Below are 11,728 nucleotides of genomic sequence, written 5' to 3'. Positions count from 1 at the left end.
GCCGTGTCCGGACCGGGCCTGCCCTGCCGCCGCCGCGACCCCCGAGGAGAGCCCAGTGCGCCTGTCTGACCTGCGCGGACGTACCGTCGCCGTCTGGGGCACCGGTCGGGAGGGCCGGGCCGCTGTGACCGCCATCGCGGCGCACGGCCCGGCCGAGCTGGTCGCCGTCGACGACAGCGCGAACTTCCTGTCGCTGCCCTGGGACGGCCCCCTGGCCGAGGCGGCGCCGCTGGTCACCGGTGAGGCGGGCTTCGTTCGGCTGGCCGCCGCCGACGTGGTGGTCCGCTCCCCGGGCGTGCCCCAGACCCACCCGTGGCTGGTCGAGCTGCGCCGACGCGGCGTCATGGTCACCCAGGGCACCGCGCTGTGGATGGCCGACCACGCCGTGCGCACCGTCGGGGTCACCGGCAGCAAGGGCAAGAGCACCACCTCCAGCCTGATCAGCCACCTGCTCACCGCGATGGGTCGGCCGAACGTCTTCGGCGGCAACATCGGGGTGCCGACCCTGGACCTGCCGGAGGCGGAGCTGTACGTGCTGGAGCTGTCCAGCTACCAGTGCAGCGATCTCACCGACTCGCCCCGGGTGGCGGTGGTCACCGCGCTCTTCCCCGAGCACCTGGACGCGCATGGTGGTGAGCGGGAGTACTACCGGGACAAGCTCAATCTGCTGGCCCACAACCCGCAGACGATCGTGGTCAACGGCGGCGACCCCCGGCTCGCCGCCGAGCTGGGTGAGTTGCCGGCGGTCCGGGCCGGTCACCCGGACACCACTCACATCGCCCCCGGCCTCGACGGCATGCCCTGGTTCCATCTCGGGGACCAGGCGCTGTTCCCGCGCGCCGTACTGCCGCTGGTCGGACGGCACAACGAGGGCAACCTCTGCGTCGCGCTCGCCGTGCTCGACGCGCTCGGCGTGGACGTGGTGGCCGGCAAGGACCACCTCGCCGTCGCGGTCGCCGAGTTCCAGGGACTGGCCCACCGGCTCACCGAGATCACCGACCCGTCCGGGCTGACCTTCGTCGATGACACCCTTGCCACCAGCCCGTACGCGGCCATGCACGCGATCGACGCGTACGAAGGTCGGCCGCTGACGGTGATCGTCGGGGGCAACGACCGGGGTCTGGACTACACCCCGTTGGCCGAGCACCTGGCCGAGCGGGAGCTGACGGTGATCGGCATTCCGGACAGCGGCGCCCGCATCGTCGAGGCGCTCGCCGGCCTGCCCAAGGTGCGTACCGAGCTGGTCGACGACCTGGTGGACGCGGTCCGGCTGTCCCGCGAGGTGACCCCGGCCGGTGGGGTGGTGCTGCTGTCCCCGGCGGCGCCCAGCTACGGCCGGTTCCGCAACTTCGAGCACCGCTCCGAGGTCTTCGCGCAGGCGGTCGCCGACACCGCCCGCTGAGTCAGCCCCGGTCGGCCGGCGTCGGGGCCGGTGTCTGCATGCCGGGCAGCAGCACGGTGTCGGCGTCGTTCTCGGGCTCCCTCGGCTCCGGTGCCTCGGGCTCCCTCGGCTCCGGTGCCTCGGGCTCCCTCGGCTCCGGTGCCTCGGGCTCCCTCGGTTCCAGTGCCTCGGGCTCCGCCGCGACGACTGGCGGACGATTCTTGTCCGGGGTCCAGGCGAATGCGAGCGCCCCACCGAGCAGGGCCAGCAGCATCCCGATCACGAAGCCGCCCAGGTTCGAGGTCAACCAGGAGACCAGCCCGAGCACCAGCGTGACAAGTGAGTAGAAGACCCTCTGCTGCGGGTTGGCGATCAGCAGCACCCCGCAGAGCACCAGGACGGTGGGCACCAGGTACGCGGCGAGCCCCTGCGGCCCGACGTGCAGCAGCACCCCGAGCGGCGCGCGCAGGGTCACCAGCATCTCCGCGCCGCCGAGGGCGATCAGCACCCCGGCGGTGAAGGGGCGGCCCCGCCGCCAGCGGCGCCACCGCCCGCGGGATCCGCGGGCGGCCGGCGCAGCCTGGTGTCGTTTTGCGCTCACGTCAGCACCCGTCTTGGGTGAACGCCATGCGCAGGTTGGGCAGGTTGAAAACGGCGGCCGTGGTGGCGTAGTTGTTCTGCCGCAGGTTTTCGATGACGATCGAGTCCGCCTGCTGGGAGAAGACGCCGGGGTTGCCCTTCACGCCGGGCACCTTGTCCAGGGTGCTGGCATCCTGGCCGATGTCGATGTTCTTGAAGGCGGCGTTGCCGGCGATCTCGTCACCGTCGACCACCAGGGTCCGGGCGCTGACCGGTTTGTCGCCGCTGCCGGCAGTGATCTTCAGGAAGACGCCGCCCAGGTTGATGCTCTGGCAGAGGTTCGTCAGCTCCGCCTTGTCGATCGCCGAGACCATCACCAGGACCTGCCCGCCGGTGTCGCCCTGGTTGGGGCTGTCCGGGATCATCTGGTCGAGGGTGGCGAACTGCTCGAACCCGGTGCCGGTGAGCTTGTCGGCGGTGACGGTGAACGGCATGCCCGAGATGGCGAACTGCGCGGCCAGCACGCCCTGGGCGGTGAGCACGATCATGCCGGCGGCACCCGCCGCCACGGTGCCGAACGCGGCGGCGAACCGCCGCCAGCGCACACCGCTGCGCGGCGGGGCGGGTTCAATGTGTGCGGTCTCCTCCGACATGGAGCTCTCCTTAGAGATCATTCATCGGCGACAATGGGAATTGCGACCCGGGATGGGACGTGTCCAGGCGCAGAGCCGAAGTTACCGCCGAGTAAAGGGCGGGTCAACAGCGTGTAGCAGCCAGTTGCGCGGTATCTGTGAAATGCGTCTAAAGTGAAAAACCGCTGCGGTTTCCGACCGTGTGGTCAGGGCTGGAGGGTCGGCACGCACGGCGCGGCCGTGCTCGGGCCGTCGTCCGGGTGTATCGGCCGGGTCGCCCGAGCCGCACCCTCGGTGCCAAGGAACGGCGCGGTGGAGGCGTAGGTGAGCACCGGCAGCAGTTGCGGCAACTCCGCCGCCCGACCCTGGGCCACGCCACCGCGGATGGTGGCGTAGACACCACCGACCACCGTGGACACCAGCGCGTCGCGGTCCACGCCGGTGACCGCCGGTCCCGGGCCGGCGTCGGCGAAGAACCGGCGGAAGCTGCCGAGCAGCGCGTCCCGCTCCCGGCGGGCGTCCGGGCCGGCGGCGTCCACCTCGACGAGCGCCATCCGGGCGAACGCGGGCACGCTCGCCAGCACCTCCAGCAGGGTGCGCAGTGCGGCGCGGGCGGCGTCCGGCCAGGCCGGGCCCGCCTCGTGGTAGGCGCTGTCCATCAGCTGTGACACCACGGCGATGCCGTGTCGGTACGCGGCGAGGAAGGCGTCCTCCTTGCCGGTGAAGAGAGCGTAGAAGGCTGGCCGCGTCACCCCGGCGGCGTGGCAGATGTCGCTGACCCGAGCGTTGTCGTAGCCCTTCGTCGCCACCTCGTGCACGAGCCCGTCGAAGAGGCGGTCGCGCTGGGTCGCGGCCACCGCCTCGGCCGACACTCGGCGTGGGCCGCGCTTGATCGCGCGGTCGGGGTCGCGACCGGGGCGAGCCCCCGGGAGGGGTACCGACGCTGGCTGGGGGTGGCTCTGCGTGGTCAACTCATTGACCCCCTTTGATGCGTTGACTTTACGACCCTCCGGGGTTTATAACTTTCTTCACGCTCGGTTGATGTCCAGTTACCTATGGTGATCTCCCCGGATGGTCACCCTGACTCCTCGAAGGAGGGCTCGATGGCTGTCATTATCGCCGAACGTGAGCGCCCTCCCAAGGCCGAAAAGGCGCAGGTGAGGCGACTCCGTCGCAGTGCGCCACGCTGGCCCGCCCACTGAACGGCGACGCCTCCACCACCGCCGGCCGGCCCTGACGCCGCCCGGCCTCCGCCACCACCGCCGGCCGATCCCGACGGCCGTCCACCACCGCCGTCCGCTATGGACGGCTCCCGAACCCCGCCCGGGCGTCCCCGCCCGGCGGTGACCGCCTGTGCGGTCCGCTCGTTCCCGTCCCACCGCCGGAAGGAAAAACCATGCTCAGGTACGGAAAAATCGGTGGGGGCCTCGCGGCCCTCGCGCTGCTGACCGGTCTCGTCGCCGCCACGCCAGCCTCCGCCGACCCGTCGGCCGCGCTCGCCGGCAACGTCCTGACCTACCCCACGGCCGGCGGCACCGCCGTCGCCGTCAACGACGTCATCCAGGCCAGCCTCAAGACCGGCACCAACGCCACCTTCTACAACTCCACCTCCGGGACCACCGGGATCAAGTGCGCCGCGTCCAGCTTCAGCGCCAAGGTGCTGACCAACCCGACCGCCCCGGGCACCGCCACCGAGAGCCTCACCGCTCAGAGCTTCGGCACCTGCACCACGAACGTGTTCGGCACCACCGGGGTGCAGAGCATCACCCTCAACAACCTCCCGTACGCCACCTCCGTCACCAGCGCCGGCGTCGTCACGATCTCCGGTACGGCGGCGGCCCCGATCCAGAGCACCGTCGTGCTGAACTCGCTGCTCGGTACGGTCAACTGCGTCTACCGGTCCAGCACCAACAGCCTCACCGGCGCGGCGGTCAACGCCACCAACTCCATCGTCTTCACCAACCAGCCGCTGACGAAGTTCTCCGGCTCGGCGCTCTGCTTCAACACCGCGTACTTCTCGGCGACCTACTCGCCGGTGCGCGACAGCACCAAGGGCAACGCCGCCGTCTATGTGAACTGACCACGGCCTACGGGGCCGGTGCGCGGCGAACCGCCGTGCGCCGGCCCTGCACGGCGTGCCGGTCAGCCGAGGGTCAGCTCGTGGTGCAGGGCGCGCATCGACCGGATCGCCGAGCGGATCTCCTGGAGGTAGCGGCCGGGGCTGAGCGTCGGCTCCGGCAGCCGATCAAGGTCGACCAGACCGGGGTCCACCCCGACCGTGTCGATCCCGCAGCCGTACGGCACGGCCAGGGTGCGCAGCGCGTCGCAGTGCTGGAACGGCACGTAGATCGGCGCGGTCACCAGCAGCACCGCGTCGTCGGGAGCGAGCCGGACGTGCCCCGCCCAGAACCGCTGGGTGTCCGCGGTGTGCGCGCGCCGTCGGTGCGGTTCGCTGGAGGGCGCGGCGAGCACCCGCACCGGTGGCAGACCCGCCGGGAGATAGGTGCGCGACGACCAGGAATGGTGCGGGTGATCCGCGTCGACCCCGTCCTCGACCGCCGGGGCGCTCACCCCGAACGCCAGCCGGACCGCCGCGTCCAGGGCGTCCACCTCGGTCACGCAGCCGTGCACCCCCGCCTCGGCCAACATTCGGTGCTCCCGGTCGGAGAGTGGTCGGAAGCTGCCCAGCACCGCCACCTCGCCGGTCACCCCCAGCCCACCGTCCAGCAGGTGTGCGGCGTACGCGACGCGGCGCAGGCAGGCGTGCGCCAGACCGCCCAGCACCACCAGATGGGCGTACGCGGGCCGGGCTGGTGGCACGGGTCGGACGAGCCCGAGCGCGGTGGCGGCGGCGTGTACCAGCTCGACGGTGCCCGGGTCGAGATCCGGCTCCCGGGCGTCGGGCCTCTCCCGGCCACCCCGGAAGTCCCAGTGCGCGGCGGAGAAGTCGTCCAGGAATCGGAGCAACTCGGTGAGGTCACCGTCGGGCCAGGTGCCGCCGAAGCGGGCAACCAGGCCGCGGAGCGGGGCGGAGCAGACCCAGGCGCCAACCTCGGCTGTGATCCGCTCGACGACCGAGTCGGTCGACGGCGTCTCGTCCGCTCTCCGCACCTGCCGGATGCTACCGCTCGCTGCGGCGGTACCGACGGTTGTGCCTGGTGTCTACGCTGGCGGCAGCAGCGGATTGGGGGAGCTCGATGGCCCGTGACGTGGCCCGTCGGCGGTCAGGGGAGCGGGGCGGCACCTCCGAGGGCGGCTTCGTCCGTCTGGTGGCACACACCGACCCGGTGGCGTTGGTCGGCATCACACTGTCGATCACCCTCAGCATCGCGCTCGACCTCAGCAATGCCGCCTCCGGGGTGGAGTCGCTGCTGGCCGGCCTGATGGGCATCACCATCTCGCTGCTGGTGGACTCGCTGGCCCGCGCGGAGCGCCGGTTTCACCTGCGCACCCTGCTGGACGGTCCGCCCTGGCTCGTCCGCACCACCACGGAACTCGCCGGCGCCATGCGGGACGCGGCCGAGCAGCACGCGGGCACCCGCGTCGCGGTGGAGGCGCAACGGCGGTACGAGCAGTTCCGGCTGGAGGCCGAGCAGCTCGCTGAGGGCCGGATCATCCGGCGCGGCGACGAGGACGAGGACCTGCTCGGCGCGACCCGCACCTGCGTACAACGGCTGGACGCCCTGACCAACGTGATGCCCCGGGCGAGCGGGGAGCTGAGCTGGTGGCGCAGTGAGATCGGCCGGCGCTACTGGGACGCCAACGTCGAAGCCCTGCAACGGGGCGTCCAGATCACCCGGGTCTTCGTCTACGCCAAACTGAGCGACGAGCTGTCCGCCCTGGTGGAGAAGCAGCGTGCGGCGGGGGCACGGGTGGGGTTGCTGCCCTACGGTGTGGTCAGTCCGCAGCTCCACGTCAATCTGGCACTCTGGGACGGGTCGAGCTGTTGGGAGGCCCACATGACCGCACACGGCGAGATCGGCGAGAACCAGTTCTCGGTCAATCGGACGGACGTCAACCGACTCACCCGCGTGTTCGACCTCTGCGCGAATGCCGCGACCTTCCAGGACTGACGGCCCCACCGGGGCGGAGACGGGTGAGTCATGACGTGGAGCGCGGTCCTGCTGGTGACGGCCGTTGTCTGGGCGGTCAGCGTGATCCGCTCCGTCCGGCTCCGAGCGCTGGTCTACAGCCTGCCGTTGCCGATGACGCTCGTCCTGGTCAGCACCGACAACAACCGGGTGGAGGGCGCGCAGTTGCTCGGCGTGCTCGGGCTCAACCTCTTCTTCGTCACGGTGGCGGTCACCCACCATCGGCTGCGCTGGCCGATCCTGCTCGCCGACGCTGCGGGGATCGCTGTATACGTGGCGCTCAGCGCCGGCCTGTTGGCCGTCGTCATCCCGTTCGAGGTGGCGCTCGCCGGCACGCTCGTGCTCTGGCTGGCGGCCATGCTGCTGCTGCGCCGTCGCGCGCGCCTGAACACCGCCGCCGCTGACGACCCGCCAGCCGCCGCCGAGACCTCGAACGGAGGTCGTCCGGACGGGCTGCCGCCGTTGCTCAAGCTGGTGGTGATCTTCGTCGGGGCGATCCTCACCGCGCTGCTCGGTGCCGTGCTGCGCGGCATGGTGGTGACATTCCCCTACTCGGGGGTGCTCGTCGCTGTCGAGGCCCGCCACCAGTTGCGCGAGTTCAGTCGACACTTCGCCCGCAACAGCCTCGCGCTGGTCGGCTTCCTCACCGCGTACCACTACCTTCAGGACGTCTCGTCAGCCGTGGCGCTGGGTGCCGGTTGGGCCGCCTTCGCGGTGGTCGCGGCTGCCCTGCATCTGCCGTTGCGCACCCGCCCGGCAGCGCCGGACCCGACGACGCCGGCCCCGACCATCGGGCCCCCACCCGGCCAGCCCTCGCCCGACCGGCGACCGGCCACGCCTCCCGCCGGCGATGCGACCCCCGGCGATGCCGCACGCCGCCGCGATCCCGCCACGTCGACCGGCGGCGGCCCGACGGTGGTCCGCAGAGCCGCGCAGGTACGCCCGCCGAGGCCACTCCGGCCGTCGGTCGAGCCGCCCTCGGTGCGATGAGGCCAGCTAAGGCGTGTTTCGGACCAGCTCGGCGATGCGGGTGAGGGGTTCGGCGTACGCGGGCCAGTCGAGGCCGTCGACGCTGAGCGTGGGCCGGCGGCGCACGCCGTCCACCGCGCCCGCGCGCACGATCGCGGCCAGCAGGTCGTACGACCACGCGGGCTCCAGCAGCGTTCGAAGCTCGGGCACGTCGGGGCGCAGCAGCGACAGTGCGCCGACGAGAGCGGCGGCGGCCCAGTTGGAGGTGCCGCCGACCAGCAGCGCGTCCGCGCCCACCACGCACCGGATCCGCTCGCCCGAGGCGACCACCCGTCCGATGAGTTCCGCCGGCAACAGGCCCATGCCCAGTTCGTTGCCGCCGTCGCCGATGCCGACGCGGAAGGCCGACCCGGAGGTGTAGAGCCGGTCCAGGGGCGCCGTGTGCGCGCCGATGTCCTCGCCGCGCATGTTGCGGGGCCGACCGTCCACCCCGGGCCCGACCCGTTCGCAGGCGATGAGGTGCGTCAGTCGGCCGTGCTCGGGCAGGAGGGCGGCTTCCCACTCGTCGTACCCCCGCAGTGGCGCGACATCCACCGGTAGGCCCGGTGCGCCGGCGGCGACGGCCGCCTCGACCACCGGGGCGCAGGGCTCGTCGGTGACGAGCCGGCACCCGCCGCCGAGAAGGCGCAGCGCGGCGGCGATCTGGACCGCGCCGAGCGGGCCGTCGGTCTCCGCGGCCGGCGGCTCGGCACCCGGAATGAAGAACCCGGTGAACACCGCCGCGTCCGGCGCGCTGGCGGCGGCGAGCGACCGGGCGGCGGCCAGCAGCCCGCCTGCGGCGGGCTCGGCCAACGCCTCGCTGCCCCGGCCCACCTCGCGCGCGGCGACGCGCTCCAGCTCGGCGATCGTCTGTTCGGTGCGCACCGTGTGCCTCCCCGGCGACAGTGGACCAACCCAGGGTAGCGGTGCCAGGCGACGCCGCCGGTCGAGCGGCGGACGGGGTCAACCCCGGGTTCCCCACCCCGACCTGAGCAGTCGCAGCACGCCCGCCCCGGCCGCGTACGCCAGGAGCGCCGGGACGGGTGTGCCGAGCGGCTCCGGGGCGCGGGCCGCCGTCGTGCTGTTGATCAGCAGCCCGGCCACCACGGCGGCGTAGCCGATGACGGTCCACGCGGCCCGGACCCGGCTGGCCCGACCAGCGGTGCGGTGTCGGCCACTGCGCGCCTCCACCGGCCCGAAGATGACGACCAGCACCGACAGGACGACGGTGAGCAGCAGCAGCCAGGGCAGCCGCAACGCCCACCAGCCGGCGGAGTCGACCGCCGGGGTGGGCAGCGTCCCGGTCGCGTCGAGCACCCCGATCAGCAGAATCACGGCGGTCAGGTGCCAGAGGAAGACGGTCAGCACCACCACGTTGACCCCGATCACCACCTGCCAGGGGCGGGTTCGGTGCAGCAGTCGTTCCGCCGGGTTCCGGAGCAGCAGGATCAGGCCCAGCTGAGCGGCGGCGACGGCCAGCAGCGCGAGGCTGGGTGGCGAGGCGTTGTCGAGCCGTTCGCCGGGCACCTTGAGCATGGCCACCGGCCACGGGCCGAGCACGGTGAGCAGCACCAGCGCGCCCAGCCCGCCGACGAGGAACACCAGGCCGGCCCGGCGGGAGATGGGCAGTGTTCGGCGTACTCCGGGACGCTCGTGCGTCGACGGCCCGGCTGCGTCGGTGTCAGCGTCGGCGGACGGCGGCGCGGTCTGACCGGCGGCCGGCGGTGCGGCGCGGGTGTCGTGCCAGGCGAAGCCGAGCTGGTGGACGGCCAGCCATCCGAAGAGGTAATTGCCGTAGCTCCACTCCTGCGGCCCGGTCAGCCGGCCGAGGTCGCCAAGGCCGACCAGGACGACCAGCACCAGCGGCACGGCCAAGCCGAAGCGGCGGTGCAGCGCGTACATCGGTGGGGTGAGCGCGACCACCGCCAGGTAGGCGACCAGGAACCACAGCGGGATGGTGGCGAACCAGAACACCTCGCGGATCCGGGTCGGGTCGGTGCCGGCCAGCCAGGCGACCGCCGCCGCGGCGGTGAGGACCAGCAGCAGCACGCTGGTGGGGCGGACCAGCCGGGCGCTGCGGTCGAGCAGCCAGCCGGCCGCGTCGCCACCGCGGGCCCGCAGCCGGGTGAGCGAGGCCGCGTTGGCATAGCCACCGACCAGGAAGAAGACGGGCATCACCTGGGCCAGCCAGGTCAACGGGTACGCCCACCGTAGATCGCCGAGCGCGGAGTGCCCGGTGGCCTGGCCGTCGGCGTCGCGCTCGATGACCGTGACAACCCAGTGTCCGATAATGACCATGGTGATGGCGAGCGCGCGGAGCAGGTCGACGTACCGTTCCCGCCCGGCCGGGGTGCGCTCGGCCAGCTCGCGCAGACGGCGCATCGCCCCAGGCTAGGCGACCCGACCGCCACCGGTGGCGATAACGGTTCGACCGTCAGGACTTGAAGTCCGGGGCCGGCTGTCGTAGAAATTCTTCAGTAACAGAGCATGAACTGAAGAGAATCAACGTGCCTCGCGCGGCGGCCGCCTTCCCCCTGACATCGGCGGTCCGCCCGACCCGACCCGAGGAGACTCGATGAACAGGCGTGACATTCTGCGGCGCACCGCCGCCGCCGGCCTGCTGGCCACCCCCGCCGCCGGTCTGCTGACCGGCTGCGCCACCGGAGGCGGTGGTGACAAGAAGGACGCCGGCACCTACCAGGGCACCAAGAGCGCCCAGAACCCGCTCGGCGTGAAGGAGGACGCCCCACTCGAGGTGGTGATCTTCGGCGGCGGGTTCGGCGAGGAGTACGCCAAGGCCCACGAGGCCATGTACACCGAGAAGTACCCGAAGGCCAAGGTCAAGCACTCCGTCACCCAGGAGATCAGCAAGACCCTCCAGCCGCGTTTCGTCGACGGCACCCCGCCGGACGTGGTCAACAACTCCGGTGCGGGCCAGATCGACTTCAACGGTCTGGTCAGTCAGAACGCGATCGCCGACCTCGGTGAACTGCTCGCCGCGCCGAGCCTCGACGTCCCCGGCAAGACGGTCCGGGACACCCTGCTGCCCGGCGCGGTCGAGGTCGGCTCGTACGACGGCAAGTTCCTGGTGCTCAACTACACGTACACCGCCTACGGCATCTGGCACTCCAGCAAGCTGTTCACCGAGCGCTCCTGGGAGTACGCGAAGACCTGGGACCAGCACATCGCGCTCTGCAAGGAGATCAAGGCCGCCGGCATCGCCCCCTGGACGTACGCCGGCCTGCACCCGCGCTACATGAGCTGGCCGGTGATCGCCACCGCGATCAAGCTCGGCGGCCCCTCGGTGGCGACCGCCATCGACAACCTGGAACCGAACGCCTGGAAGTCCGAATCGATGCGGACCGCCGCAGACGCCTGGCACCAGATCGTCAAGGACAAGTACATCCTCGACGGCTCGTCCGGTCTGGATCACAAGCAGTCGCAGACCGCCTGGTGCCAGGGCAAGGCCGCCTTCATCTCCTGCGGCTCCTGGCTGGAGAGCGAGCAGAAGGACGTCACCCCGGCCGGGTTCAACATGACCATCGCGCCGACCCCCAGCCTGGGCAGCGGCGACAAGCTGCCGTTCGAGGCGATCCGGGGCACCGCCGGTGAGCCGTTCATGGTGCCCGCCAAGGCCCGCAACCTCGCCGGCGGCCTGGAGTACTTCCGCACGATGCTCTCCAAGAAGGGCGCCCAGGACTTCACGAAGAAGGTCGCCAGCCTCACCGTGGTCGCCGGCGCCACCGAGGGCATCGAGCTGCCGTACGGACTGACCACCGTGGTCAAGGCGCTCGACGCGTCCGGCGCCAACGGCTTCAACTGGGTCTACAACAACTACTACCGGAAGCTGGAGCGCAACCTCGTCGACGCCGCGTGCGGCGAGTTCTTCAGCGGCCGGATCGGCCCCGCCGAGTTCCTCGACCAGTGTCAGAAGGGCGCCGACTCGATCGCCCAGGACAGCTCGATCAAGAAGTACAAGCGAGCGGCCTGACCGCCCGGCCGGTGGGGGAGAGGTGCACCCCCACCGGCCGCACCCC

General features: G+C 71.7%; 11 protein-coding genes. 5 read left to right on the top strand and 6 right to left on the bottom strand.

Annotated elements, in window-relative coordinates:
* The first annotated feature begins 55 nt into the window (after window positions 1-55).
* Window positions 56-1,402, top strand: a complete 1,347-nt coding sequence (murD, locus tag HNR22_RS09330; RefSeq protein WP_179780026.1) for a UDP-N-acetylmuramoyl-L-alanine--D-glutamate ligase — start codon at window positions 56-58, stop codon at window positions 1,400-1,402.
* Between the two features lies 1 nt (window position 1,403).
* On the opposite strand, the gene HNR22_RS31285 is transcribed toward murD, so the two are convergent.
* The 3 genes from HNR22_RS31285 to HNR22_RS09315 all read right to left on the bottom strand — a co-directional run bounded on the left by HNR22_RS31285 (window position 1,404) and on the right by HNR22_RS09315 (window position 3,449).
* Window positions 1,404-1,982 (bottom strand): DUF6114 domain-containing protein, encoded by a 579-nt coding sequence (locus HNR22_RS31285; RefSeq protein ID WP_343059757.1) that lies wholly within the window; start codon window positions 1,980-1,982, stop codon window positions 1,404-1,406.
* 1 nt (window position 1,983) lies between these two features.
* Window positions 1,984-2,613, bottom strand: coding sequence for a DUF6230 family protein (locus tag HNR22_RS09320; protein ID WP_179780025.1), 630 nt, complete (start codon window positions 2,611-2,613; stop codon window positions 1,984-1,986).
* A 185-nt stretch (window positions 2,614-2,798) separates the two neighbouring features.
* On the bottom strand, window positions 2,799-3,449 hold the full coding sequence (locus HNR22_RS09315; RefSeq protein ID WP_343059756.1) for a TetR/AcrR family transcriptional regulator: 651 nt from the start codon (window positions 3,447-3,449) through the stop codon (window positions 2,799-2,801).
* Window positions 3,450-3,988: 539 nt separating this feature from the next.
* Between HNR22_RS09315 and HNR22_RS09310 the strand changes: the two genes are divergently transcribed.
* The gene (locus tag HNR22_RS09310) at window positions 3,989-4,672 is read left to right on the top strand and encodes a Tat pathway signal sequence domain protein (protein ID WP_179780023.1); all 684 of its coding nucleotides are present in this window, start codon (window positions 3,989-3,991) and stop codon (window positions 4,670-4,672) included.
* A gap of 62 nt (window positions 4,673-4,734) precedes the next feature.
* On the opposite strand, the gene HNR22_RS09305 is transcribed toward HNR22_RS09310, so the two are convergent.
* Complete coding sequence (locus tag HNR22_RS09305) at window positions 4,735-5,703, bottom strand: hypothetical protein (protein WP_179780022.1); 969 nt, start codon at window positions 5,701-5,703, stop codon at window positions 4,735-4,737.
* A gap of 86 nt (window positions 5,704-5,789) precedes the next feature.
* On the opposite strand from HNR22_RS09305, the gene HNR22_RS09300 reads away from it, so the two are divergent.
* The gene (locus HNR22_RS09300; RefSeq protein WP_179780021.1) at window positions 5,790-6,665 is read left to right on the top strand and encodes a hypothetical protein; all 876 of its coding nucleotides are present in this window, start codon (window positions 5,790-5,792) and stop codon (window positions 6,663-6,665) included.
* Window positions 6,666-6,695: 30 nt separating this feature from the next.
* Window positions 6,696-7,673: a hypothetical protein gene (locus HNR22_RS09295; RefSeq protein WP_179780020.1), complete on the top strand. Its 978-nt coding sequence runs from the start codon at window positions 6,696-6,698 to the stop codon at window positions 7,671-7,673.
* Between the two features lie 6 nt (window positions 7,674-7,679).
* On the opposite strand, the gene HNR22_RS09290 is transcribed toward HNR22_RS09295, so the two are convergent.
* Together HNR22_RS09290 and HNR22_RS09285 are read right to left on the bottom strand one after the other, a co-directional pair.
* Entirely contained in the window at window positions 7,680-8,576 is an 897-nt protein-coding gene (locus HNR22_RS09290) for a glutamate cyclase domain-containing protein (protein ID WP_179780019.1), read from the bottom strand.
* A 78-nt stretch (window positions 8,577-8,654) separates the two neighbouring features.
* On the bottom strand, window positions 8,655-10,073 hold the full coding sequence (locus tag HNR22_RS09285; protein WP_179780018.1) for an acyltransferase family protein: 1,419 nt from the start codon (window positions 10,071-10,073) through the stop codon (window positions 8,655-8,657).
* Between the two features lie 193 nt (window positions 10,074-10,266).
* Here HNR22_RS09285 and ngcE point away from each other — a divergent pair, with 193 nt between their 5' ends.
* Window positions 10,267-11,682 (top strand): N-acetylglucosamine/diacetylchitobiose ABC transporter substrate-binding protein, encoded by a 1,416-nt coding sequence (gene ngcE / locus HNR22_RS09280; RefSeq protein ID WP_179780017.1) that lies wholly within the window; start codon window positions 10,267-10,269, stop codon window positions 11,680-11,682.
* Window positions 11,683-11,728: the final 46 nt, after the last annotated feature.

This window comes from Micromonospora jinlongensis (genome assembly GCF_013410645.1).
Taxonomy (GTDB): Bacteria; Actinomycetota; Actinomycetes; order Mycobacteriales; family Micromonosporaceae; genus Micromonospora; species Micromonospora zamorensis.
Note: the sequence above shows the minus strand (reverse complement) of the source record. Positions and strands in the feature narration are given on the sequence as shown.